At 61.6% G+C, this 24,588-nt stretch carries 25 protein-coding genes; 16 read left to right on the top strand and 9 right to left on the bottom strand.

Translation table 11 applies throughout. The features are described 5' to 3' along the window. Nucleotides 1-79 precede the first annotated feature (79 nt). Genes IFT59_RS18305 through IFT59_RS18290 form a run of 4 tightly spaced genes read left to right on the top strand, consistent with a single transcriptional unit; the run spans nt 80 to nt 3,562 of the window. Entirely contained in the window at nt 80-664 is a 585-nt protein-coding gene (locus IFT59_RS18305; protein ID WP_062454242.1) for a TRAP transporter small permease, read from the top strand. Between the two features lie 3 nt (nt 665-667). After that, nucleotides 668-1,981, top strand: a complete 1,314-nt coding sequence (locus IFT59_RS18300; protein ID WP_062454241.1) for a TRAP transporter large permease — start codon at nt 668-670, stop codon at nt 1,979-1,981. A gap of 20 nt (nt 1,982-2,001) precedes the next feature. Then, the gene (locus IFT59_RS18295) at nt 2,002-2,985 is read left to right on the top strand and encodes a TRAP transporter substrate-binding protein (protein ID WP_192087727.1); all 984 of its coding nucleotides are present in this window, start codon (nt 2,002-2,004) and stop codon (nt 2,983-2,985) included. 55 nt (nt 2,986-3,040) lie between these two features. Next, complete coding sequence (locus tag IFT59_RS18290; protein ID WP_062454239.1) at nt 3,041-3,562, top strand: winged helix DNA-binding protein; 522 nt, start codon at nt 3,041-3,043, stop codon at nt 3,560-3,562. Nucleotides 3,563-3,572: 10 nt separating this feature from the next. On the opposite strand, the gene IFT59_RS18285 is transcribed toward IFT59_RS18290, so the two are convergent. After that, entirely contained in the window at nt 3,573-4,397 is an 825-nt protein-coding gene (locus tag IFT59_RS18285; protein ID WP_192087726.1) for an alpha/beta hydrolase, read from the bottom strand. Between the two features lie 222 nt (nt 4,398-4,619). On the opposite strand from IFT59_RS18285, the gene IFT59_RS18280 reads away from it, so the two are divergent. Genes IFT59_RS18280 through IFT59_RS18255 form a run of 6 tightly spaced genes read left to right on the top strand, consistent with a single transcriptional unit; the run spans nt 4,620 to nt 10,041 of the window. Then, nucleotides 4,620-5,756 (top strand): ABC transporter substrate-binding protein, encoded by a 1,137-nt coding sequence (locus tag IFT59_RS18280; protein WP_192087725.1) that lies wholly within the window; start codon nt 4,620-4,622, stop codon nt 5,754-5,756. Nucleotides 5,757-5,765: 9 nt separating this feature from the next. Next, nucleotides 5,766-6,689: a branched-chain amino acid ABC transporter permease gene (locus IFT59_RS18275; RefSeq protein WP_192087724.1), complete on the top strand. Its 924-nt coding sequence runs from the start codon at nt 5,766-5,768 to the stop codon at nt 6,687-6,689. 13 nt (nt 6,690-6,702) lie between these two features. After that, entirely contained in the window at nt 6,703-7,680 is a 978-nt protein-coding gene (locus tag IFT59_RS18270; RefSeq protein ID WP_192087723.1) for a branched-chain amino acid ABC transporter permease, read from the top strand. Continuing rightward, a complete protein-coding gene (locus tag IFT59_RS18265; protein ID WP_192078019.1) occupies nt 7,673-8,422 on the top strand; it encodes an ABC transporter ATP-binding protein in 750 nt (249 codons plus the stop codon). Before IFT59_RS18270 ends, IFT59_RS18265 begins: the two co-directional genes overlap by 8 nt. After that, nucleotides 8,422-9,105 (top strand): ABC transporter ATP-binding protein, encoded by a 684-nt coding sequence (locus IFT59_RS18260; RefSeq protein ID WP_446737843.1) that lies wholly within the window; start codon nt 8,422-8,424, stop codon nt 9,103-9,105. The genes IFT59_RS18265 and IFT59_RS18260 overlap by 1 nt, the downstream gene beginning before the upstream one ends. Nucleotides 9,106-9,108: 3 nt before the next feature. Further along, entirely contained in the window at nt 9,109-10,041 is a 933-nt protein-coding gene (locus tag IFT59_RS18255; protein WP_113165751.1) for a glutaminase, read from the top strand. An 80-nt stretch (nt 10,042-10,121) separates the two neighbouring features. On the opposite strand, the gene IFT59_RS18250 is transcribed toward IFT59_RS18255, so the two are convergent. The 4 genes from IFT59_RS18250 to IFT59_RS18235 all read right to left on the bottom strand — a co-directional run bounded on the left by IFT59_RS18250 (nt 10,122) and on the right by IFT59_RS18235 (nt 14,389). Next, nucleotides 10,122-11,639 carry a tripartite tricarboxylate transporter permease gene (locus tag IFT59_RS18250; RefSeq protein ID WP_062454231.1) on the bottom strand — a complete coding sequence of 506 codons (1,518 nt, stop codon included), beginning with the start codon at nt 11,637-11,639 and terminating at the stop codon, nt 10,122-10,124. 22 nt (nt 11,640-11,661) lie between these two features. After that, nucleotides 11,662-12,150 carry a tripartite tricarboxylate transporter TctB family protein gene (locus tag IFT59_RS18245; protein ID WP_062454230.1) on the bottom strand — a complete coding sequence of 163 codons (489 nt, stop codon included), beginning with the start codon at nt 12,148-12,150 and terminating at the stop codon, nt 11,662-11,664. Further along, on the bottom strand, nt 12,147-13,091 hold the full coding sequence (locus IFT59_RS18240; protein WP_062454229.1) for a Bug family tripartite tricarboxylate transporter substrate binding protein: 945 nt from the start codon (nt 13,089-13,091) through the stop codon (nt 12,147-12,149). The genes IFT59_RS18245 and IFT59_RS18240 overlap by 4 nt, the downstream gene beginning before the upstream one ends. 230 nt (nt 13,092-13,321) lie before the next feature. Further along, nucleotides 13,322-14,389 carry an ABC transporter substrate-binding protein gene (locus IFT59_RS18235; protein ID WP_092664027.1) on the bottom strand — a complete coding sequence of 356 codons (1,068 nt, stop codon included), beginning with the start codon at nt 14,387-14,389 and terminating at the stop codon, nt 13,322-13,324. A gap of 165 nt (nt 14,390-14,554) precedes the next feature. On the opposite strand from IFT59_RS18235, the gene IFT59_RS18230 reads away from it, so the two are divergent. The 3 genes from IFT59_RS18230 to IFT59_RS18220 all read left to right on the top strand — a co-directional run bounded on the left by IFT59_RS18230 (nt 14,555) and on the right by IFT59_RS18220 (nt 17,202). Further along, nucleotides 14,555-15,061, top strand: a complete 507-nt coding sequence (locus IFT59_RS18230) for a DUF1993 domain-containing protein (protein WP_062454227.1) — start codon at nt 14,555-14,557, stop codon at nt 15,059-15,061. 84 nt (nt 15,062-15,145) lie between these two features. Then, nucleotides 15,146-15,823, top strand: a complete 678-nt coding sequence (locus tag IFT59_RS18225) for a response regulator transcription factor (protein ID WP_062454226.1) — start codon at nt 15,146-15,148, stop codon at nt 15,821-15,823. Then, the gene (locus IFT59_RS18220) at nt 15,820-17,202 is read left to right on the top strand and encodes a sensor histidine kinase (RefSeq protein WP_192087722.1); all 1,383 of its coding nucleotides are present in this window, start codon (nt 15,820-15,822) and stop codon (nt 17,200-17,202) included. The genes IFT59_RS18225 and IFT59_RS18220 overlap by 4 nt, the downstream gene beginning before the upstream one ends. 5 nt (nt 17,203-17,207) lie before the next feature. On the opposite strand, the gene nagA is transcribed toward IFT59_RS18220, so the two are convergent. From nagA to IFT59_RS18200, 4 genes are read right to left on the bottom strand one after another with little or no spacing between them, the layout of a single operon-like run. After that, nucleotides 17,208-18,368 carry an N-acetylglucosamine-6-phosphate deacetylase gene (nagA, locus tag IFT59_RS18215; RefSeq protein ID WP_192087721.1) on the bottom strand — a complete coding sequence of 387 codons (1,161 nt, stop codon included), beginning with the start codon at nt 18,366-18,368 and terminating at the stop codon, nt 17,208-17,210. Next, entirely contained in the window at nt 18,365-19,393 is a 1,029-nt protein-coding gene (locus IFT59_RS18210) for an SIS domain-containing protein (RefSeq protein ID WP_249407641.1), read from the bottom strand. Before IFT59_RS18210 ends, nagA begins: the two co-directional genes overlap by 4 nt. 10 nt (nt 19,394-19,403) lie before the next feature. Further along, nucleotides 19,404-20,168, bottom strand: a complete 765-nt coding sequence (locus tag IFT59_RS18205; RefSeq protein WP_184654292.1) for a GntR family transcriptional regulator — start codon at nt 20,166-20,168, stop codon at nt 19,404-19,406. Next, nucleotides 20,165-21,058 carry an N-acetylglucosamine kinase gene (locus IFT59_RS18200; protein ID WP_192087719.1) on the bottom strand — a complete coding sequence of 298 codons (894 nt, stop codon included), beginning with the start codon at nt 21,056-21,058 and terminating at the stop codon, nt 20,165-20,167. The genes IFT59_RS18205 and IFT59_RS18200 overlap by 4 nt, the downstream gene beginning before the upstream one ends. A 205-nt stretch (nt 21,059-21,263) precedes the next feature. Here IFT59_RS18200 and IFT59_RS18195 point away from each other — a divergent pair, with 205 nt between their 5' ends. From IFT59_RS18195 to IFT59_RS18185, 3 genes are all read left to right on the top strand, one after another. Beyond that, nucleotides 21,264-22,187, top strand: a complete 924-nt coding sequence (locus IFT59_RS18195) for an N-acetylmuramic acid 6-phosphate etherase (RefSeq protein WP_192087718.1) — start codon at nt 21,264-21,266, stop codon at nt 22,185-22,187. A gap of 18 nt (nt 22,188-22,205) precedes the next feature. Further along, the gene (locus tag IFT59_RS18190) at nt 22,206-23,462 is read left to right on the top strand and encodes an ABC transporter substrate-binding protein (RefSeq protein ID WP_062578544.1); all 1,257 of its coding nucleotides are present in this window, start codon (nt 22,206-22,208) and stop codon (nt 23,460-23,462) included. Between the two features lie 170 nt (nt 23,463-23,632). After that, nucleotides 23,633-24,586, top strand: a complete 954-nt coding sequence (locus tag IFT59_RS18185) for a carbohydrate ABC transporter permease (protein WP_192087768.1) — start codon at nt 23,633-23,635, stop codon at nt 24,584-24,586. Nucleotides 24,587-24,588 lie beyond the last annotated feature (2 nt).

Here is a 24,588-nt window from a genome sequence, read left to right as displayed (position 1 = left end):
GCCAGAAGAGCCGCGCCGCAAAGGCAACCGAGGGGAAGCCATATGAGCGATCTACGCATTCTTGTGCGGAGGGCAAACCGTGTCCACCGTTGATCCACGCCACAGCATCTTCCCCGAATGGCTCCGCAAAGGGTTGGACGGTTTGTACCTCGTGTCCGGCTGGCTGGCCGGGCTTTTCCTGATTGCGATCTTCCTCATCATGCTCGCGCTTTCCGCAGGTCGCCCGCTTGGGATAGACGTTCCGGCAGGCGACGATTTCGCATCCTGGGCAATGGCGGCGTCTGCCTTCCTCGGTCTCGCCCATACATTCCGCTCCGGCGAAATGATCCGCGTCGGCTTGCTGGTGGAAAGGTTCACCGGCCGTACCCGCCAGATGGTCGAGATTTTTGCCCTGCTGGTTGGGTCCGCCGCTGCCCTCTATTTCGCCTGGTACGCTTTCGACATGAACGTCACCTCGTGGCGGTTCAACGATCTTGCCCAAGGCGTCATCGCCATGCCGCTGTGGATCCCCCAGATCGGTTTTTCCGGCGGCCTAATCATCCTCGCTGTCGCCATGACGGACGAGCTTCTGCATGTGCTTTTCGGCGGGGCACCCCGCTATGAAAAGCCGCCTGCGGAAACGGCCGAAGAAGTAATTGAACGCGCAATGCAGAGCGGGGCCTGACGCATGGGAACGATTGAACTCGTTGAAATCGCCGGCGTCGTCCTCGTCGCGCTGCTGGCGCTTCTGGCCGCCGGAGTCTGGATCGGCTTCTCGCTGCTCATCTGCGGCCTGATTGCCATGCTTTTCGTGCCGGGCATCCCGTTTGGCGCGGTGCTGGCCACCAACTCCTGGAGCAACGGCGCGTCCTGGTCGCTGGCGGCGCTGCCGCTGTTTGTCTGGATGGGCGAAATCCTGTTCAGGACAAAGCTGTCCGAAGAGATGTTCCGGGGTTTGGCACCCTGGCTTGGCTGGCTCCCGGGCAGGCTCATGCATGTCAACGTTCTCGGATGCGGCCTGTTCGGCTCGATCTCAGGTTCCTCGGCTGCAACCACGGCAATGATTGCCAAAATCGCACTGCCGGAATTGAAGAAGCGCGGCTACGACGAAATGGTCAGTCTCGGCTCGCTGGCCGGTGCCGGCACGCTCGGCATTCTCATTCCGCCGTCGATCACCATGGTCGTCTATGCGGTCGCCGCCAACGTCTCGATCATCCAGATCTTTCTCGCCGGCTTCCTGCCGAGCCTGATCGTGATGGTCCTCTATTGCGGCTATATCGTCGTCTGGTCGCTGCTCAACCCCGACAAGCAGCCGCCTGCGCCGCCGAAAATGAGCTTCAAAGAGAAACTCAAGGAATCGGCCAACCTCATCCCAGTCAGCCTCCTGATCATCCTCGTCTTCGCAACGCTGTTGCTCGGTTGGGCCACGGCGACGGAATGTGCGGCCTGGGGTGTGGCCGGCTCGCTCGCCATTGCCGCCTGGTCGAAAACGCTCAGCTGGAAGTCCTTCTGGGACAGCGTCATGGGTGCGACACGTCTCACCTGCATGATCATGCTGATCCTGACGGGTGCCGGCTTCATGTCGATTGCCATGGGATATACCGGCATTCCGAACGCGCTGGCTGCCTGGGTCGATAGCTTCAACCTCAGCCCCTACGCTTTGATCGCCGTGCTGACGATCATGTATATTCTGCTCGGTGCGGCACTGGATGGTCTTTCGATGATCGTCCTCACCACGGTTGTCGTTTTGCCGATGATCCAGCAGGCCGGCTTCGACCTCGTCTGGTTCGGCATCTTCCTGGTGCTGATCGTCGAGATGGCGGAGGTCTCTCCGCCGGTCGGCTTCAATCTCTTCGTCCTGCAAACGATGAGCGGCCGCGATAGCCTGACGGTGGCAAAAGCCTCGCTGCCATTCTTTTTCCTGCTTGTGGCGACCGTCGCCATCATTACGGTTTTCCCGGAAATCGTGATGGTTCTGCCGAAAATGGCATTCCCGGGTTAATCACAAAGAGGGAACTGAAAATGAAGGTCACTGGAAAACTCGCCCGCCTCGGCATCGCCGCAGCCGCGCTCCTCGCGTCCACGGCATCGTCTTTCGCAGCCAACTGGGTCCTGCCGTCTGCCTATCCGCCGACCAACTACCATGTCGAGAACCTCAACCAGTTCGCCAAGGACATCGATGCGGCCACGAAGGGTGAGCTGAAGATCACCGTTCATCCGAATGCCTCCCTCTTCAAGGCCCCCGATATCAAGCGCGCGGTCCAGACCGGCCAGGCGCAGGCGGGCGAAGTGCTGCTCTCGCTGCACGAAAACGAAAACCCGGTCTTCGGGATCGACGTCGTGCCGTTCCTGGCCACCAGCTTCGAACAGTCCAAGAAGCTTTACACGGCCTCGAAGCCCGCTATCGAACAGGCGCTCGATAAGCAGGGTCTGAAGCTCCTCTACACGACGCCATGGCCGCCACAGGGCCTCTTCACCAAGAAGGACGTCAACAGCGTCGCCGACCTGAAGGGTTTGAAGTGGCGCGCGTATAATGTCGGCACATCGCGTATTGCAGAACTGGTCGGCGCGCAGCCTGTCACCGTCCAGGCTGCCGAACTGCCGCAGGCTCTGGCAACCAGTGTGGTCGATGGCCTGATGACCTCCAGCGCCACGGGCGTTGACAGCAAGATCTGGGAATCGCTGACCCACTATTACGATACCCAGGCGTGGATCCCGAAGAACGTCATCTTCGTCAACAAGGCTGCGTTCGAAGCCCTCGACGCGGCCACGCAGAAAGCCGTGACGGATGCCGCGGCCGCTGCAGAAACCCGCGGCTGGTCGATGGCCGCCGAAAAGACGGCGTCCTACATGGAAACGCTGAAGAAGAACGGCATGCAGGTTCTGGAACCAAGCGCCGAACTGAAGACCGGCCTTTCCGCAATCGGCGCCAAGCTGACCGAGGATTGGTCCAAGAAAGCCGGCGCAGATGGCGCCGCCATTCTGGACGCCTACAAGAAGATGTGATTTCGGAAGCGCCGTGGCAATCGTGCCGCGGCGCCCTCTCATTCCGGAGAAGCTCATGTCCGAACCGATAGACACTGTTGGCCCGATCGTTTCTTCGGAGCACCTGGCAAGCGGCGCGCTGCCGGCTCTGTCCGAAATCGAGTTCGGCCTCACCATGCTCAATCATGCGTTCAGCCGCTGGATGGTGCGCTGCATGGCGGCATCCGGAGTGCCCGACCTTTCGACCGTCGACATTCTCGTCCTCCACAACGTCAACAGCCGCAACAAACCGAAGACGCTGGCCGATATCGCGCTCGTCCTCAATATCGAAGACACCCACGTCGTGACCTACGCTCTCAAAAAGCTGGAACGGCTGAAGCTGATCAAGTCCGGCCGGCGCGGCAAGGAAAAGCTGGTCATGGTGACGGAAGCGGGCGCTGCCGCCTGTGCCCGCTACAAGGCGATGCGTGAAAGCCTGCTCGTCAAATCCGTTTTGGCAACCGAAGTGTCCGCAGACTCCTTGTCGGATGTCGCAGCCCGCCTTCGCGCCCTGTCCGGCCATTACGATCAGGCCGCCCGCGGCGCCGCGTCTCTCTAGCGACGAAACGCTAGGACAGAAGCGCCCTCGTCAGCGGATGGTTAGGATCGGATAGCCCGTCCAGAACCGTGAAATGGTTTTTGTCCGGCTCCTCGACGGCTTCGGTCTCGGCCCCCAGACCCTTCCAGATATTGGCGAGCAGCGCGTTCTGGCGAAGGAATTCCGAGCGTTCGTTGCCGCCCACCCAGCAGGTGAGGCGCGTGTTCGGCAGGGGTTCCAGCAAGGCCGGGCTTTCGCGCTGCGCCTCGTCAGGATCGATCCGCTGCTTCTCGTTCATCTTCGTCTTCATGATCGGGCGAAGGTCATGCACGCCTGAGATCGACACCGTGTTGACGATGCGGTCTCGGACGGTCTCTGCGAGTGGCGACGTGGTGGTGATCATCCGCGTCACCAGATGCCCGCCCACCGAATGCCCGGCAAGCCGTATCGGCCCGTCCACCAGATCTGCTGCGGCCGTGATGGCCTGGCCGATCTCGCGGGTGATTTCAGCGATCCGGTTTTCCGGCGCAAGCGTATAGGCGGGGAGTGCCACCGCATATCCGCTTTCCAGCGCGCCATGGGCAAAATGCGACCAGTAGCTGTTGTCGAGCGCGATCCAGAAGCCGCCATGGACATAGACGACAAGGCCTTCCGGCTTTCCGGCGGGAAGGAAAAGATCGAACCGGTTGCGCGGCTTGTCGCCATAGGCAATTCCGAGCTTCGCACGGCCGTCGGCCGCGAGCGTTTCGCGGTACAGTCTTGCCGGCTCCACCCATGCGGCGGGCCATTGTTCACCCTTTGGAATGTTCGGGCCATTGGCATAGGCGTCGTCCCAGTCGATGATCCCGTGGCGCATGTGATTGTCCCATGATTGATCCGGCTAGCGTCATAACCCGCCCCCGGTGTCGCTGGAAAGCCTGCGTTTGTCTCCGCAGACATCGCCTCGTTGGCATAGTTTGCTTTGTGATGCTTTTTGCGCTTGCACGCGGTGGAAGTTTCCCGGCGAATGTGGAAGGTAACGGGTTCACCGCCATCGACGGATTGGCGGAGCAGGGGATAAAAAAAGGGGAGAATGACGATGAAGAAAATCCTGGCAGCCGCCACGATGGCACTCGGCCTCGGCGCATCCGGTCTGGCCATCGCCGAGCCGCTCAAGATCGGCATGATCACTACGCTATCCGGCGGCGGTGCAGGCCTCGGTGTCGATACGCGCGACGGCTTCATGCTGGCGATCAAGCAGTCCGGCAACAAGGATATCACCGTCGTCACCGAAGATGATGCGCAGAAGCCGGAACTTGCCGTCCAGATCGCCGACAAGATGATTCAGAGCGACAATGTCGACCTGCTTACCGGCATCGTCTGGTCGAACCTGTTGATGGCCGTCGTCCCAGGTGCGGTCGCGCAGGACAAGTTCTACGTCTCGACCAATGCAGCACCCGCAGCGCTCGCCGGTGCCGGCTGCAACAAGCTCTATTTCAACGCTGCCTATCAGAACGACAATCTTCACGAAGCTGTCGGCGAATATGCCAACAAGTCCTACAAGAAGATGTTCATCCTGGCGCCGAACTATCCGGCCGGCAAGGATTCGCTGACGGGCTTCAAGCGCTATTACAAGGGCGAGCTTGCGGGCGAAGTCTATACCAAGGTTGGCCAGACCGATTACGCTGCCGAAATCGCCCAGATGCGTGCGTCGGGTGCCGACGGCATCTTCGTCTTCCTGCCGGGCGGCATGGGCATTTCCTTCATGAAGCAGTTTGCCCAGTCGGGCGTGAAGATCCCCGTCATGGGCCCGGGCTTCTCCTTCAGCCAGGACGTCCTGCCGGCGATCGGCGATGCGGCGCTCGGCGCCAAGGCGTCCGGACAGTGGGCTCCGGATTTCGATACCGACGTCAGCCGCAAATTCGTCGCCGACTTCAAGGCCGAATACAATCGCCTGCCGTCCATCTATGCGCTTCAGGCCTATGATGCCGGTCAGCTGATCGCGTCGGCCGCTGCCAAGGCAGACGTCAAGGATACCGAGGCCTTCCGCGCCGAACTTCTCAAAGCCGATATCAAGTCGCCGCGTGGAAAGTTCAAGTTCAACACCAACCAGCATCCGATCCAGGATATCTACCTGACGGAAGTGGTGAAGAAGGACGGCGTTCTGACCAACAAGACGGTCGAGAAGATCTTTGCCGATCATGGCGACGCCTACGCCAAAGACTGCAAGATCTAAGGGAAGCATGTGACTATCTCGCTTGCTCTCGAGCAGCTGCTGAACGGCATCCAGCTCGGCGTCATGTTGTTTCTCATGTCTGCCGGGCTGACGCTGATCTTCGGCGTCATGGGCCTGATCAATCTCGCCCATGGCTCGCTCTATATGGTCGGCGCCTTCGCCTGCGCGGCCGTTGCCGCCTGGACTGGGTCGTTCTGGCTCGGCCTTGTCGCCAGCCTTGCCTGTGCGGCGGCAGCCGGTGCCATCGTCGAGCTCGTGGTCATCCGCAGGCTCTATGACCGTGACCATCTCGATCAGGTTCTGGCGACATTCGCGCTGATCCTGATCTTTTCCGAGGGCACCCGCTGGCTGTTCGGCTCCTTCCCGCTTTATCTCGATATTCCGCCGTTGCTGCAGGGCGCGGTCGCTCTGCCGGGCGATGCAACCTATCCCGTCTACCGCCTGGCGATCATCGCCGTCGGTGCCTTGGTGGCGCTCGGCCTTTACCTGCTGATAGGCAAGACCCGGCTCGGCATGCGCATCCGGGCCGGCGAAAGCGACCGCGAGATGATCGGCGCGCTCGGCGTCGATATCCGCACGCTCTATACGCTGGTCTTTGCACTGGGCTCGGCTCTGGCCGGGCTTGCCGGCGCAATCGTCGGCCCGCTGCAATCGGTCCAGGTCGGCATGGGCGAACCGGTCCTCATCCTCGCCTTCGTGGTGATCGTCATCGGCGGCATCGGGTCGATCAAGGGTGCGCTCATTGGCGCGCTGCTTGTCGGTATCACCGATACGCTCGGCCGGCTTCTTTTGCCGCAACTGCTGACCCTGTTCATGGATCCGTCCCAGGCGGGCATGATCGGCGGCGCTGCGGCATCCATGCTGATCTATGTGGTCATGGCCGTGATCCTGTCGGTAAAACCTCGCGGCCTGTTTCCGCCAGCACATGCATGAAGGCCGTTCAACGATGGTGCTGACCCGCGAAAACGCAGTCAATCTCACGCTGGCCGTCCTGCTGCTCGCCGTGCCCCTGGCCGCGAGTGCGCTCGGCCAGCCGTTCTACATAACCCTTGCGACCCGGATCGCCATTCTGGCGCTGGCAGCGCTCGGCCTCAATCTTGCGCTCGGCCTCGGCGGCATGGTGTCGTTCGGCCACGCAGCCTTTTTCGGCATCGGAGGCTATGCGGCCGGCATTCTTGCAAGCCACGCGCTATCAGGCGAACCGCTTCTGTTCGATCTCTCGGGCACGGCGCAGATGCCGATTATCTGGCTTGTCGCGGTCATCGCAGCCGGTGTGGTGGCGCTCGCCATCGGGGCGCTCAGCCTCAGGACCTCGGGCGTCTATTTCATAATGATCACGCTCGCCTTCGCGCAGATGGTCTATTATTTTGCGATATCCTGGCCGGCTTACGGTGGCGAGGACGGGCTTTCGATCGCGGTGCGCAACCAGTTTCCGGGCACGAACACGATGCGCCCGCTGAATTTCTTCTTTGTCGCTTATGCAGTGCTTCTGGCCGGCATCGGCCTTTTCGCACTGATCCGTGCGTCGCGTTTCGGTGCGGCGCTGGTTGCCACGCGCCAGAACGAGATCCGCGTCGCCGCCCTCGGCATTGACCACTACCGTATCCGGCTCGCAGGTTTCGTCATCTCGGCCATGATCACGGCCCTTGCCGGCGCGCTCTACGCAGATCTCAACCGCTTCGTCAGCCCGTCCATGCTTGCCTGGCACATGTCTGGCGAACTGATTGTGCTGATCATTCTCGGCGGCACCGGCAGGCTTTTCGGGCCGCTCGCCGGTGCAGCGCTTTATGTGGCGTTCGAGTTCGCGCTGGGTGGCCTAACCGAACGCTGGCAGTTCTTCCTCGGTCTCATCCTTCTCGGCGTGGTGCTCTTTGCCCGCGGCGGATTGCTGGGCCTGCTTGCCGGAAAGACGAAACATGGTTGAGCCGGTTCTCCAGACAGACAATCTCGTTAAGAGTTTCGGAGCACTTCGTGCCACCGACGGCATCACGCTCGACCTGAAGCCCGGCGAAATCCACGCACTTATCGGCCCGAACGGTGCCGGAAAATCGACCCTGATTCACCAGATCTGCGGCACGCTCAAGCAGGATAGCGGCACGATCCGCCTCGCGGGTGAAGACATCGGCGCACTGAGTGCTGCCGCTCGCGCCCGACGGGGGCTCGGTCGCACGTTTCAGGTGTCGTCGCTGGCGCCGGAGTTTTCAGCGCTGCGTAATGTCATGCTGGCGGTTCAGGCGAGGCAGGGGTCGAGTTTCGGTTTCTTCCGACCTGTCATGCGCGACAGATCGCTGATCGATCCTGCGATGGCGATCCTCGAGCGCGTGGGTCTGTCCGACCGGGCACGCCTGCCGGCGGCCGAGCTTTCCCACGGCGAGCGCCGCCAGCTGGAGATCGCCATGGCGCTGGCCCTGCAATCGAAGGCCCTGCTTCTCGACGAGCCGATGGCAGGGATGGGACCGGAAGGTTCGAAAAGGCTCACAGGCTTTCTCGATACGCTGCGCCAGGAAGCGCCGATCCTGCTCGTGGAACACGATATGGATGCCGTCTTCGCGCTGGCCGACCGGATTTCGGTTCTGGTCTACGGCCGCATCATCGCAACCGGCACCGTCGAGGATATAAGGCGCGATCCGGCGGTCCGCACCGCGTATCTGGGAGATCACGCCTGATGCTGCTCGATGTCCAGGATATCGCGACCTACTACGGCAGCAGCCAGGCGCTGTTCGGTGTCGAGTTTTCGGTGGCGGAAGGCGAGGTCGTGGCACTCATGGGCCGCAACGGCATGGGCAAATCCACGACCATCAAGTCGATCTGCAATCTTTTAGCCCCGAAAACCGGCCGCATCCTCTTCGATGGTAAGGACACCGGGAAGCTGGCGCCCTACAAGGTGGCGCGGCTCGGTGTCGGGCTTGTCCCCGAGGGGCGCCGCTGTTTCCCGAATCTCACCGTTCACGAAAACCTGGTCGCCGCGGCCCGACCCGGCGAATGGACCGTCTCAGAGATCAACGCCCTGTTTCCCCGTCTTGAGGAACGGCATGCACAGATGGCGAGGTCGCTTTCGGGCGGCGAGCAGCAGATGCTGGCGATCGGGCGCGCGCTGATGACCAATCCGCGCCTGCTGATCCTCGACGAGGCGACGGAGGGGCTTGCACCTGTCATCCGCCAGGATATCTGGAAGGCGTTGCGCCAGTTGAAGACGAAGGGCCTGTCCATTCTCCTGGTCGACAAGACGCTGTCCGAGCTCTTGCCGGTTGCCGACCGGTGCGTCATCCTCGAAAACGGCAGAAGCGTCTGGATCGGCGCCCCAGCCGATCTGACACCAGGGTTGCAGGATCGATATCTCGGAGTGTGAGCAATGACGGACGATCTGCAGGCCATCGTCGATCGGATCCACGCCAAGCTGCAGAGCCGGCTGGGCGAGGGAAAAGTGGCCGACTACATTCCCCAGCTTGCCCATGTCGATCCACGCAAGTTTGGCATGGCGGTCGTCACGGTCGACGGCAAGGTCCATAGCGCCGGAGATTGTGCCGAACCTTTCTCGATCCAGAGCGTGTCGAAGGTTTTCACGCTGACGCTCGCACTCGGCAAGCATGGCGAAACCACCTGGAACCGGGTCGGTCGGGAGCCGTCGGGCTCTCCCTTCAACTCCATTGTCCAGCTCGAACAGGAGGCCGGAAAGCCCCGCAACCCCTTCATCAATGCCGGCGCGATTGCCGTCAGCGATCTCGTTCTTGCTGGCCATACGCCGCGCGAGGCGATCGGGGAGATCCTGCGCTTCGTCCGCTATCTCGCGGATGACGAAACGATCGCGATCGACCCGTCGGTTGCGAAATCCGAGGAAGCGACCGGCTACCGAAATATTGCGCTTGCCAATTTCATGCGCTCTTTCAACAAGCTCTCGCATCCGGTCGAGCATGTGCTCGGCGTCTATTTCCACCACTGCGCCATCTCCATGACCTGCACCCAGCTGGCGCGGGCCGGTCTATTCCTCGCCGCCAATGGCCGCAACCCGATGACCGGGCACACCGTGGTCTCAAGCCAGCGGGCACGGCGCATCAACGCCCTCATGCTGACCTGCGGCCACTATGACGGCTCCGGCGAGTTCGCTTATCGGGTCGGACTTCCTGGCAAGAGTGGTGTCGGCGGCGGCATCATGGCCGTGGCGCCGGGACGCGCATCGATGGCCGTCTGGTCTCCAGGTCTCAATCAGAACGGCAATTCGCTGGTCGGTTCGCTGGCGCTCGAAATGCTGGCGGATGAAACCGGCTGGTCCGTGTTCGGGCACTGACACAACACTCCCTTCAAAACAGAAAGCCCGGCCTCCTTTCGGAAGACCGGGCTTGTTTCGTTGGGGGAAGGCTGAGGTCCTCAGTCTTCGCTGGCTGCCATCTGGTTCAGCACGTTGCCGCGTCCGCGCATGCGCAGCACCAGCGGTACGATCAGGGCAGCCGCTGCCACGAGCAGCAGGCCTGCGGCGATCGGCGAGGTGAACAGCACCGTCACGTCGCCCTGGCTGATCGACAAGGCACGGCGCAACTGCTGCTCGGCGAGCGGGCCAAGGATCAGGCCGACGATCACGGGCGCGATCGGATAGTCGAACACGCGCATGATGTAGGCGACGAGACCGAAGACGAGCAGCATGCCAAGCTCGAACACCGACGGATTGGCGCCAATCGTGCCAAGCGTCGCAAACACGAGAATGCCGGCATAGAGCCAAGGCTTCGGGATCGTCAGCAGCTTCACCCACAGACCGACCAGCGGCAGGTTCAACACCAGCAGCATCAGGTTGGCGATGAGAAGCGAAGCAATCAGTCCCCAGACCAGCTGCGGGTTAGTGACAAAAAGCAGTGGGCCCGGCTGCAGGCCGTATTGCTGGAAGCCGGCCAGCATAATGGCAGCGGTCGCCGACGTCGGAAGACCAAGCGTCAGAAGCGGCACGAGCGTACCGGCGGCGGATGCGTTGTTGGCAGCTTCCGGACCGGCAACACCTTCGATCGCACCATTGCCGAACTCTTCAGGATGCTTGGAAAGACGCTTTTCGGTCGCATAGGAGAGGAAGGTGCCGATTTCTGCACCACCGGCCGGCATTGCGCCGATCGGGAAGCCAATGACGGTCCCGCGCAACCAGGCTTTCCAAGAGCGCGCCCAGTCCTGGGCGGTCATCCAGACGGAGCCCTTGATCGCTTCCACCTTGTCGGGAGCCTGGGCACCCTGGGCTGCGATAAACAGCGTCTCGCCGATCGCAAACATGGCAACCGCCATGGTCGTGACCTCGATGCCGTCGAGAAGGTCAGGTACGCCGAAGGAGAGGCGGTTCTGGCCGGTCAGCTGATCGATGCCGACAAGCGACAAAGCAAGGCCGATGAACAGAGATGTCAGGCCACGCAGCGTCGAGTTTCCGAAAGCCGAGGAGACTGTGACGAAGGCGAGAACCATCAGCGCGAAATATTCGCGCGGACCGAACACCAGCGCCAGCTTGACGATATAGGGTGCAACGAAGGCGAGCGCGAGCGTGGCGATCAGGCCGGCAACGAAGGAACCGATCGCAGCTGTTGCAAGCGCTGGCCCCCCGCGTCCTGCGCGGGCCATCTTGTTGCCCTCGAGCGCGGTCACGATCGAGGCGCTTTCGCCTGGCGTGTTGAGAAGGATCGAGGTCGTCGATCCCCCGTACATGCCGCCGTAATAGATGCCGGCAAACATGATCAGCGAGCCGGTCGCATCCAGCTGGTAGGTAACGGGCAGAAGCAGCGCGACGGTGGTTGCCGGGCCGATGCCGGGCAGCACGCCGACCATCGTGCCGAGCGTTACGCCGACGAGCGCGTAAAACAGGTTCATCGGCTCTGCGGCAGAGGCCAGACCCTGAAGAAGGAATTCGAAAGTGCTCATGGATTAACTCTCTGGCTCCAAGTTAAAGGAGCAGGTTTTCCAGCGGACCGGCGGGAAGGGAAAGCTGCAGGACGCCCGCAAACAGGTACCAGATGGCGAGACAGATCGCGATGCCGATCGGAATGCTGATATGCAGCCGACGGGCACCGAAGCCGCGTGCGGCGAAAGCGAAAAGCAGGCCCGTCGCAATCGAGAACCCGACGAACCGGATCAGGATCATCTGGGCGAGAAGCCCGGCGACAACCCAGGCGACGGGACCGAATTCCTGCCGTTCGCGCGCGGGGAAATCCCGACGGAATGCCGCAAAGACCGTCCAGATGGCAAGGCCGATCAGGCCGAAAGCGATCCAGTAGGGCACGGAGGCGGGGCCGACAGGCGAGTAGCCAGTCGTACTCGTCAGCCGCGACACATCGATGAAGATGACGGCGGCGACGATCGCGAGTACGGCTGCAATGGCAAGCGCCGCCCAATCAGGGCGGCGCTGTTCGGTAGTCGTGTTTTCAGAACTCATTTGACCAGTCCGATGTCCTTCAGGATGGTTTCCGTCGCAGCGATATCCTTGGCGAGCTGCTCATCGAAGGCCGGACCGGAGAGGTAGGTGTCCATCCAGCCCTTGGTCTTCAGGTTATCCTGCCAGGTCTTGGACTTTACCAGCTTCTCGATGTCGGCAGTGATGGTCTTCTTCTGCTCGTCGGAAATGCCAGGAGCAGCGGCAACCATGCGCCAGTTCTGCAGCACGACGTCGAGACCGGATTCCTTCAGCGTCGGGGCATCAATGCCGTCGATCTTCTTGTCGGACGAGATCCCCAGCAGGCGCAGCGAGCCGGCCTTGATCTGCGATTCGAACTCGCCGTAGGACGAGATACCGGCCGTCACCTGGCTGCCCAGGATCGCGGCAAGCGCTTCGCCGCCACCGGAAAACGCGATGTAGTTGATCTTGGTCGGGTCTACGCCGGCAGCCTTTGCAATGAGGCCAGCGCCGATATGGTCGGTGCCGCCAGCCGAACCGCCACCCCAGGATACGGAACCCGGATCAGCCTTCAGCTTGGTGACCAGATCCGCCATCGTCTTGATGTCGGAAGATGTCGGGACGACGATCACTTCGTATTCGCCGGTGAGGCGTGCGATCGGTGTGACGTCTTTCAGGGTTACCGGCGACTTGTTGGTGAGGATTGCGCCGACCATGACGTAACCGCCAACCATCAGAGCGTTCGGGTTGCCCTTCTGCTGGCTGGCGAACTGGGCGATGCCGATCGTGCCGCCGGCGCCCGGAACGTTCATGACCTGGACGCGGTTGGAGATCTTCTCCTGCTGCAGGGCGACCTGCATGGTGCGGGCCGTCTGGTCCCAGCCGCCGCCCGGCGCTGCCGGTGCCATGACCGAATAGTCAGCCGCTACGGCCGGGAAGGCGACTGCGCCCGCGAGGAAAGATGCGATGAGAAAATGTTTCAAGGGTGTGTCCTCCGTTGACGTCCTTTTGGACGAAATCTTTGATGGCGCAACGGTAGGATCGATTTGAGCGGACTGGTGCCGTCCGTTGATCTCCTCCCGTCACCGATCGAGTCCGCCTCCGAACGGGTCTCGAATGGTTCTAAGGCAGCATAACAAGCTGACATCTACCTGACATTTCCCTGACTGCGTCTGTTTGACAAGGGTAAATGCCTCAAAATCGCCAGAATTGATCACTGCTGGCGCAAGACCTCGTTCCATTTCGAGATCAGCCGCGCCCGTTTCACCTGATCGAGATAGACCATCAGCCCGAGGCTGACCGGCACCGGCTTCAGTTGGCCACCCAGCATCTCGCGCATCGTCGTTGCGGTGTTGTTGCCGGACACTTCGGGACTGACGGCCGGGATCTGCAGTTCGCGGGCCATAATCGTCTGGCCCTCCTTCGACATGAAGAATTCGAGGTAGCGCTTTCCGAGATCGGCACGTTGAGCGGCTTGCGGCACCAGCCCGATACGCGACATGACCACCGTGTAATCCTTCGGCAGCACGATCCCGACATTCGGGTTCCGCGAGGCCCAGTCGGCGGCGTAGGAACCGACGATATTGTAACCCATCAGGAAACGGCCATCCGCCACCCTCTCGAGGATGGCGCCGCTTGTCGAATAGAGTTTGACGCCTGCCTCGCCCATCGCCCGCACCACCGACCAGATGTCCCCGAACTGTTCCTGGTCGCGCGACATGAACAGGAAGCCGACACCGGAGCGTTCGATATCGTAGGTGCCGATGCGGCCATGCGCCTGGTCACCCTGGCGCGCCAGAAACGCGATGAACTCGGCGCGGGTGGCAGGCGGCGCCTCGTTCTTGAAACTCGGCTTGTTGTAGACGAACACGGCCGGCTCAAAGGTCAGCGCGTAAACCGTATTGCGCCAGTTCGCCCACTCGGGCCATCGCCCGCTCATCGGCAGGTCGCTCGCCTGGGCGTAACCGTCATTGGCAAGCTTGACCTGGAGATCCATGGCCGACGAAAACGCGAAATCTGCTGTCTTGTGGCCCGCGTCGGTCTCCCGCACGATCCTGTCGTAGATCTCTCCCGTCAGCATGTCCTCGTAGGACACCGCCACATCTGGGTTGGACGACTGGAAGCCTGTGATCATCGGCTTGGCAAGAGGCTCGTCCAGCGACGAATAGACGGTAAGGACAGGCGCATCCTTGTTGCCCGAAAGGGCAGGAAACATCAGCACTTCCGCGACGGCCAGATGCGGCGCAGCGATGAGACAAAGACAGAGGAGAAGCTTTTTCATTGCGGGCAAGAATGCCCGACCCGGGCGCTTGCGGCAAGCCGTTGGAAATCCATCACTGGCGTCCGGAATGCAGGGCTCGCGGTTTACCGCTCCCCTGTTGTATTGCCGGTCGTCGTTATTACCTGTCAATGGCGATTTCCCCACCAGCCCTTTGAGGTCATAACCATGTCGCTTTCCCTCTACGACGTCTCCGTCCCGGCCTTTATCCGTGGATTTGCCAATCTCTCCGAGATCCTGAAGAAGGCCGAAGCCTTCGCCGACGAGAAGGGCATTCCCCACAGCCAGCTTCTCGAAGCGTGCCTGATCGAGGACATGCTGCCGCTGACGGGTCAGATCCAGCGCGCTAGCGACACGGCCAAGTTCGTCCCGGTGCGCGTCGGCCAGCTCGAAAACGTCGCGATGGAGGATAACGAAGTCACGTTTGCGGATCTCCATGCCCGCATCGACAAGACGGTCGCCTTCCTGAAGACCGTCGTTCCCGCCAGCATGTCCGGTCGCGACGAGGCCGAGGTCGTGCTGAAGACCCGGTCCGGCGAGATGAAATTCACAGCCACCGACTACGTTCTCGGGTTTGCCCTGCCCAACTTCTATTTCCATCTCACCGCCGCCTACGCGATCCTCCGCCACAAAGGCGTACCCATCGGCAAGACCGATTATCTCGGCCGTAGCTAGGCGAGCTATCGGCAGACGCTGCTCTGTCCAGTGACAACCCCGCGTCCCGGCGATAAGAGTCAGCCGGAACGGGGAAATGACGGTTTGCGTATCCTTCTTGTCGAAGACAATCAGACGCTCGCATCGGGCCTTGCCGCGATTTTGCGCGGCAGCGGCTATGTGGTGGATCTCGTGGCCGATGGAACGTCGGCTGAAGCCACGGTCGCCGCCGAAAGCTACGATCTGGTCATCCTCGACCTGAACCTTCCCGAAATGGATGGTCTCGATGTCCTCAAAGCCATGCGCGCCCGCCAGAACCGGGCGGCGGTGATGATCCTCACCGCCCGCGGCACGCCGGAAGAGAGGGTCAAAGGCCTCGATCTCGGCGCCGACGATTACATGACGAAACCGTTCGACGTACCGGAGTTCGAGGCGCGCATCCGCGTCCTTCTTCGCCGCCAGGCGGGCCTTCGAAGCTCTGTCATCACCTATGGCGGCGTCACTTTCGATCTGACCTCCCGAACCTTTTCGAGCCAGGGCGTGCCGCTCGATATCCCGGCGCGCGAGGTGGCCCTTCTCGAACTCCTCTTCATGCGGGCCGGAAAGGTGGTCTCCAAGGAGGCGATCATTCGTTCGCTGACAGGCTTCGACGACGACCTCTCGTCCAATGCGATCGAGCAGTATGTGAGCCGACTAAGAAAGCGGCTTGCCGTCTATGGTCTGACCGTCAAGACCGCGCGCGGCATTGGCTATTATCTCGAGAAAATGGCCTCTCCGGAATGACGCCGACAGCCGCCTATTCGCTCCGCCGCCGCCTTCTTGCATGGCTCCTTCTCTCCACGGCGCTGATCGGTGGCGTCGCCATGTTCGATACATGGGATGAGGCTCTCGATACGGCCAACGAAGTGTCCGATCGTGTGCTTGCGGGTTCGGCCTTGGCGATCGCCGAACGGGTGATCGTTGCGGAAGACGGTGCGCTCGAGGTCGACATCCCCTATGTGGCGCTGGAAATGCTGACCTCTGCTGCGCAGGACAGGGTCTTTTACCGCGTCGACGGGCCGCCCGGCACCTTCATCACCGGCTACCAGAACCTTCCCTCAATCGCGCGGCGCGAGGGCCAGGCGGTGGCGTTCGAGAACGCCAGCTTCCGCGGCGAGCCCATCCGCGTGGCGGTGCTCGCCAGATCCGCCTCGACCGGCATCCGGTCTGTGCCCTTCGTCGTCACGGTCGCCGAAACCACCATGGCCCGCGAACAATTGACGCGCACCATCCTGATCCGGTCGGCGCTGCGAATCCTGTTCATGATCATCGGTGCCGCCGTGATCGTCTGGATCGCCGTCACGCTGTCGCTCCGGCCCCTCTATCGCTTCAGCGAAGCGATCGCCGAACGCAGCCCGGACGATCTGCATCCGATCGGAGAAAGAGTGCCGAACGAGGTTCAGGGCCTGGTCGATACCGTCAATTCGTTCATGGTGCGGCTCGAAGGCGCGTTGAATGCCCTGCGCCACTTCACCGGCAATGCCAGCCACCAGCTCCGAACTCCGCTCGCAATCGTGCGCACACAGCTCGCACTTGCGGACCGGGCGGACGATCTGGCCACGGCAAAGACGGCGGTCCGCAAGGCGGATGAAGCGGTCGCCGGTGCCGAACATATCCTCGCGCAGCTGCTGCTGATGGCAAAGATTGATGCGGCCGGACGCTCGGCAGCATTCCGCAAGCTCGATCTCACCGATCTCGTCCGCGGCCTGACGGGAGATCATGTTCCGGGCGCCGCCGATCGTGGCATCGACCTCGGGTTCGAAGGAGAGGGCGCAACTGAGGTCAACGTCGAGCCGCTGCTGATCGGCGAACTGGTGAAGAACCTGATCGTCAACGCGATCCTTCATGGGGGCTCCGGCACGGAGGTCACCGTCCGCATCGAACGGAGTGACGAGACGGCCCGGCTCGAGGTCGAGGATAACGGCCCGGGTATTCCGCCCGAGAAGCGAGCTACCGTGCTCGAACGATTCGGACGTCTCGGCCGCGGCGATGCATCCGGCACCGGTCTCGGACTGCCGATCGTCGAAGAGATCGCCCGCCTTCACGGCGCTGCCCTGTCGCTTCACGATGGCTCAGGGGGCACAGGCTTGAAAGTCCGGATCGATTTTCCGCTGGCGGGATAGGCTCTTCAGATCTGTGCGTGCGCACATTCTCCAGAAATCCAGGTGCTTCTCATGGAAAGATCCGCGCCAAGGATAACGAAATCCGCATCATATCCGGGCTTCAGAAAGCCTTTCTGGTCTTCGATGCGCGCCGCCTGCGCCGGATAGGCGGATGCCATGCGCAGGGCTTCCTCCAGCGACAGGCCTAGATTGCGGTGCACGTATTGAACCGACGAGATCATGTCGATATCGGCGCCGGCCAGCGTCCCGTCGGCGAGCGTCAGCCGGCCATCCTTGCGCAGGATTTCGCGGCCGTTGAGCGTGAAGGATGTCATGTCGGTCCCGATCGTCGACATCGCATCGGTCACCAGGAATATCTTTCCGGGACCTGCCTTGGCGCGCAGAGCTGCCCCCATTGCAGCGGGATGCACATGGATGCCGTCGGCGATCAGGCCGGCATATAGTGCTCCCGTATCGAGCGCCGCCCCGACCAGCCCCGGTTCGCGGTGACCGAGAGGGCTCATGGCGTTGAAGAGATGCGTGACCGTGCGGATACCGGCCTTGGAATAGGCCGCCGCCGTATCGTAGCTCGCTTCCGTGTGACCGAGGCTGACGATGATGCCGGCGTCTGCGAGCTTTGTGACCTGTTCTTGCGTCACGCTTTCCGGCGCAATGGTCACCATCAGCACATCGAGCGCCCGTCCGCAGGAGAGCATCAGATCGAGGTCGCGATCCCCCATCGGGCGGATGAGCTTGGGGTCATGCGCTCCCTTGCGGGCAACAGACAGATGCGGGCCCTCCAGATGCAGTCCGAGAAAGCCGCGAATGCCCCGCTTCTTTGCGTCCATGCCGGCAGCAACGGTCCGGGCGGAAATGTCAGGTGTGTCGGTGATCAAGGTCGGCAACAGTGCCGTCGTCCCAAACTTCGCGTGGGCAGCGCAGATCGTGGCGATCCCCTCGACCGTCGGCTCTTCGTTGAGGAGCACGCCACCGCCGCCATTGACCTGCAAGTCGATAAAGCCCGGAGCAATGATCTCGCCACCGTCGATCCTCTCGATCTCAGGTGCGAGCGAAGCCGAAGGCTGGATGTGATCGATCCGGCCGTTCGAAAACACGACCGCGGCATTCTCATGCCAGTCGGCGCCGTCGAAGATGCGGTTTGCAGTCAGAGCCTTGAGGTCGGTCATAGGGTTTCGGTGACTTTGTTGAGGGCTGCCGGCTGATCGGGATCAAACCCTTTGGACCGCGACCAGGCTTCGACGAAACCGTAAAAGGGCACGATCAGCGCCAGCGCGTCGGTTAGCGGATGGCCGGTGGCGACGAAGGGCAGCTTTCGGGCAGCCGTGACCTTGTCGGAGGTCGCATAGGCGAGCGCGCCCTTGGCCGCGAAACTGTCTGCGATCTGCACCGCAGAGGCTTCCGCCGCGTCCCTTGCGGCAAATGTCAGCACCGGAAAGCGCTTTTCGACGAGCGCCACCGGACCATGCAGGACTTCGGCCGCAGAATAGGCCTCCGCATGCATGTTGGACGTTTCCTTGAATTTGAGCGCAGCCTCGCTGGCGATCGCAAGCGCCGGGCCACGGCCGAGCATGTAGAGCGAATCAGCATTGCCGAGCTCGCTCGCAAACGCGCTCCAGTCGAGTTTGATGGCTTCATCGAAATGGCCGGGCAGGGCGCGAACCGCCGCCTTCAGCCCATCATCGCCAGTCCATTCGGAGAGAAGGGCGAGGCCGGTGACAATCGAGCTGACAAAGGACTTGGTTGCCGCAACGGCAATTTCCGGACCGGCATTGATGTCGACCGAATATAGCGATGCTTCAGTGATCGGCGAAGGAAGCGTATTGGTGAGCGCAATCGTGACCGCTCCTGACCGGGTCGCGGCCTCCGCCATCGCGACGATGTCGGGGCTCTTGCCCGACTGGGAGATGGCGATCGCAGCGCCACCGCCAAGCTGCAGATTGGCACCGTAGATCGAGGCAAGCGACGGTCCGAGCGAGGCGACCGGACGTCCTTCCGTCAACTCGATCGCATATTTGATGAACGTCGCAGCATGGTCCGAGGAACCGCGCGCGATCGTTACCAGGAAGGCCGGATCCTTGTCGCGCAGGGCCTGACCGGCCTTGGCAATGTCTGCCGCCGAACGGTCGAGCAATCGGGCCGTCGCCTCCGGTATCTCGTCGATTTCCTGGCGCATATGGGTCTTCATCGTCATCCTCGTCTGATCAGCTGTCGCCAAGCGAAAGCTCGGCCACGAAATCATAGGCATCGCCGCGGTAAAGCGAGCGGGTAAGCTCCACCACCCGGCCGGAGGCCAGGTAGGAAACGCGTTCGATCGACAGTCCCGCCGCCTCGATGGGCACTTCGAGCAGGCCGGCGTCGATCTTTTTCAGATTGGTCGCGGAGATCCGCTGGATGGCGCGTACCGGTCGCGCATCCTTCTTTTCCAGTTCCGCATAGAGCGACTGCTGGAGCGATACCGGGTCGGGCAGGAATTCTGCCGATATGCTGGCGCGCTCGATGGCAAGCGGCATGTCGTTCCCAAAGCGCAAACGTCCGATCCGGGCAACCATCGTGCCGGGTGCGAGACCCAGCATCATCATCTCTTCGGGCGAGGGATGAAACAATCCGCGCTCCAGCCATTCCGATCGGGAAACCAGGCCACGCCGTGCCATGTCCTCGGTAAACGATGTCAGCTTGGTCAGGGGTTGCTCGACGCGCGACAGCGGTTTTACCACGAAGGTCCCGGATCCATGGCGGCGGGTCAGAAGCCCGTCCCGGACAAGATCGTCGACGGCCTTGCGCACCGTGACGCGGCTGACGCTCGCATAGTCGGCGAGATCCCGCTCCGCGGGAAGCGCGTCGCCGTGACCGAGCTTGCCGGACCGGATCGCATCTTCCAGGCTTTGGCGCAGCTTGAGATAAAGCGGGCCGGAGCCGCCGGACTGCAGGCCGTCGAGGGGCAAGATGGCCGTCAGCGCCTCGCTCATGCGCACGCCTCCATCCGGGCTCCAGGTGCGAAGGCCTTGACGGCCAGTTCGACGGCGCCGGTCATTGCGTCGGCCCGCGGCTCGGAAAGACGGAGCCTGTGCCTCTCGGCAAGATAGGGAGGATAAAGCGGTGCAAGGCCACCGAGCAGGCAGAGCTTGGTCTTGTCACCGGACAGCGCGGTAACGGTGTCGAGCGCTTCGTCGATCCCGGCAGCACCGGTATGGAGGATCCGCAAAGCCGTCTCGTCGCCACGGCGAGCATAGTCGAAAACCTTTGGAGTCTGACGACCGAAGTCGCCAGGCTTGGCCAGCCTGGCAAAATCGACGATCAGTTCCGGATTGTTGTCGAACTCGGCCAAGATCGCCTCGCAGAGCGGCGTCATCGGCCTTATCCGGTCGAAGGCAAGCAGGGTTTCCTGCAGTGCGAGCTGCCCGAGCCTTGCGCCGCTGCCGAGATCGCTCACCTGAAACCCCCAGCCGGCGATGGATCTGAACTGACCGTGGCTGCGGATGATGTAGACGGTCCCGGTCCCAACAATGCCGATCGCACCGTCTTCGTCACCGATCGCGCCCTGCAAGGCGATGACGCCGTCGGAAACGATCTGCGATCTGGCAAAGGGCAGGCGCTCGGTCACATAGCCAACCGCGCCGCCGACATTGTTGCCGGCAAGACCCAGGATTGCAGATGCGGATGAAAGATCCGGCGTGAGCCCTGCTTCTTCGAACGCCTGCTTCGCGGCTTCAGCAATATGCCTGAGGGCGGTGTCGGGATCGGTCAGGATATTGGATGCACCGCTCTTGCCGCGGCCGAGCAGGGTGCCGTTCCTATCGGCCAGTGCCGCCCGGCAGCTTGTCCCGCCGCCATCTATCCCGATCACGTAATCCGCCATGGATACCTCCACGAAGAATGATACCAAAAAAATACCATTTACCAAGGGCGAAATTATTGATGCGGACAGATCACGGCTAACACCCTATTTCGACTCGATTATTAGTCCTGAGCGACAGCTGCCGTGTTTCCGTGGGTAACTTTCGTTAATTTCCTGCTGGACAATTGGTATTTTTTTGGCATCATTTTGCTTGAGGGAGAAACGGATGAGCCAAACAGCCACCGAAGCCAGGCATGGGAATACGGAAGGGCTCGATACGCGCGCCCCGACCGAAATCCTTCGGCTTCTGGCGTCCGGTCAGCAGCAGGCAGCCAGAAGCGTCGATGCGGCGATCCCTGATCTTGCCGATGCAGCGGAGCTCGTTGCCTCGGCTCTGAAGACTGGCGGCAAACTTGTCTATGCGGGCGCCGGCAGCTCCGGCCTGATGGCCATGGCCGACGCTCTCGAGCTTCCGGGAACCTACGGAATAGCGCGCGAGCAGATCGTCCTTCTTCTTGCCGGCGGAACGTCCGTTCTGGCCGACCTACAAGGCGCGCCGGAGGATGATGTCGCCTTGGCCGATCAGGACGCAGCGGTCATCGAAGCGGGAGACTGCGTTCTCGCCGTGTCTGCAAGCGGCTCGACCCCTTACGTGCTGAAGATCGTCGAAATTGCCGGGGTCCGTGGCGCAAAGGTCGTGGCACTCGCTAACAATCCCGATGCACCGCTTTTCAATCATGCCGATGTCGCCGTCCTTCTCGAAACGCCGCCGGAACTGGTGGCGGGGTCGACGCGCATGGGCGCGGGGACCGCACAGAAGCTTGCATTCAACATGCTGTCGACGCTGGCTGCGATCAAGCTCGGTCACGTGCATGACGGACACATGGTCAATCTGCGCGCCGACAATGCCAAGCTGCGCACCCGCGCCGCCGGCATGGTTGCCGATATCGCAGGCGTGACTGCCGACGAGGCGGTAAGATATCTGCAGGTGGCGGACGGATCGGTGAAGATCGCCGTGCTTCTGGCTGAAGGCGCCCCCGATATCGACGCCGCACAATCGCTGCTTATTCGTTTCGATCAGGTGTTGAGGAAAGCACTTGCGGAACTGAAGATGACGGAAACGACCGAGACTCGCGCCGCAAGGCGCTAACCAATAAGGGAGAACAGCATGAACAGCCTGTTGAAAACAATTCTTTTGGCCACGACGGTGATCGCGTCTGCGGGCGCAGCGTCTGCGGCCGATGTCACGCTCAACATCGAGAGCTGGCGCAATGACGATCTGGCGATCTGGAAAGAAAAGCTGATCCCGGCCTTCGAAGCGAAGAACCCCGGCATCAAGCTCAACTTCTCGCCGACCGCACCGACCGAGTACAATGCGTCGCTCAACGCCAAGCTCGATGCAGGCTCTGCCGGTGACATCATCACGTGCCGTCCGTTCGATGCCTCGCTCGAACTCTTCAACAAGAAGCAGCTCGTCGATCTCACCAGCCTGTCGGGCATGAGCAATTTCTCGCCGGTCGCCAAGGCCGCCTGGTCGACAGACGACGGCAAGTCCACCTTCTGCGTGCCGATGGCATCCGTCATCCACGGCTTCATCTACAACAAGGACGCCTTCGACCAGCTGAAGATCGCGGTGCCGAAGACGAACGAGGAATTCTACGCCGCGCTCGACAAGATCAAGGCCGACGGCACGTTCATTCCGCTTGCCATGGGAACCAAGGATCTCTGGGAAGCCGCAACGATGGGCTACCAGAACATCGGCCCGAACTACTGGAAGGGCGAGGAAGGCCGCAAGGCGCTGATCGAGGGCAAGCAGAAGTTGACCGATCCGGAATGGGTCAAGCCCTACGAAGAGCTGGCCAAGTGGAAGCCTTATCTCGGCGACGGTTTCGAAGCCCAGACCTACGCCGATAGCCAGAACCTCTTCACGCTCGGCCGCGCGGCGATCTTCCCTGCCGGTTCATGGGAAATCGCGCTTTTCACCAGCCAGGCCCAGTTCAAGATGGGCGCGTTCCCGCCGCCGGTGCTCAAGGCTGGCGAAACCGGCTACATCTCCGACCATCCGGATATCGGCGTTGGCTTGAACACCAAGAGCAAGCATCCGGAAGAAGCCAAGAAGTTCCTGACCTGGGTTGCTTCGCCGGAATTTGCCGAGATCTACGCCAATTCGCTTCCAGGCTTCTTCAGTCTGAATTCGTCGCCTGTGAAGATGGCAGATCCGATGGCGCAGGAATTCGTCTCCTGGCGTGAAAAATACAAGCCGACGGTCCGCTCGACCTATCAGATCCTGTCGCGCGGCACCCCGAACCTCGAAAACGAGACCTGGGTCGAATCGGCCAACGTCATCAACGGCACCGATACTCCGGCCGTTGCCGCCGAAAAGCTCCAGAAGGGCCTCGACAGCTGGTACAAGCCAGGTAAGTGACAAGCTTCCCCTTCCCTTGATGGGGAGGGTCGGCCCGACGGGCCGGGGTGGGGTGATCCTTGTGCGTGTGGTGTCACCCCCACCTGCAGCTTCGCTGCGACCTCCCCCTTCAAGGGGGAGGTATCGTGATCATGCTGCGCCAGCGCAAGCACAAGAAAACAGGCAAAGCCATGAGCGACATCCACCCTTCATCTGCCCTGCAGTCGGTATCGATCAAGCGCCCGTTCCGCTGGCATATCATCGTCTTCATGGCGCCGGCGCTGCTGGTCTACACGGCGATCATGATCCTGCCGCTGATCGAGACGCTCAGGCTTTCGTTCTACAACACTGTCGATGGTGCTCAGTCCTTCGTCGGCTTTGCAAACTACCAGGTCCTGTTCGGTGATGTGCGCTGGGCGCGCGATTTCTGGAATGCGCTCACCAACAACCTGATCTTCTTCGCCATCCACATGTGCGTGCAGAACCCGATCGGCATTGCGCTCGCAGCACTCCTGTCGCTGCCGAAACTGCGTTTCGCCGCCTTTTACCGCACCGCCATCTTTCTTCCGACGCTTCTCTCCTTCGTCATCGTCGGCTTTATCTGGAAGCTCATCCTCTCGCCCATCTGGGGCGTTGCGCCCTGGCTGATGAGCCTTGCCGGTGCCAAATGGCTGTTTGCGCCCTGGCTCGGTCAGTCCGGGCCGGCGCTGATTGCCGTTTCCCTGATTTCGGTATGGCAATATGTCGGCATACCCATGATGCTGATCTATGCGGCGTTGCTCAGCATCCCCGAAGAGGTGGTCGAAGCTGCCGAATGCGACGGCATTACCGGCTGGAGCCAGTTCTGGAAGATCAAGCTGCCGCTCATTCTGCCGGCGATCGGCATCATCTCGATCCTGACCTTCGTCGGAAATTTCAACGCCTTCGATCTGGTCTACACGGTGCAGGGCGCGCTTGCGGGCCCTGATATGTCGACGGATATTCTCGGCACGCTTCTCTACCGCACCTTCTTCGGTTTCCAGCTGCAACTCGGAGATCGCTCCATGGGGGCAACGATCGCAGCGGTGATGTTCGTCATCATCCTTGCCGGCGTTTCCTTCTATCTTTTCGCCATCCAGCGGCGCATGCGCCGCTACCAGTTCTAGGG

Origin of the sequence: Rhizobium sp. CFBP 8752 (assembly GCF_014842035.1) — a bacterium.
Classification (GTDB): Bacteria; Pseudomonadota; Alphaproteobacteria; order Rhizobiales; family Rhizobiaceae; genus Neorhizobium; species Neorhizobium soli.
This window is presented reverse-complemented; position numbering and strand designations above follow the sequence as displayed.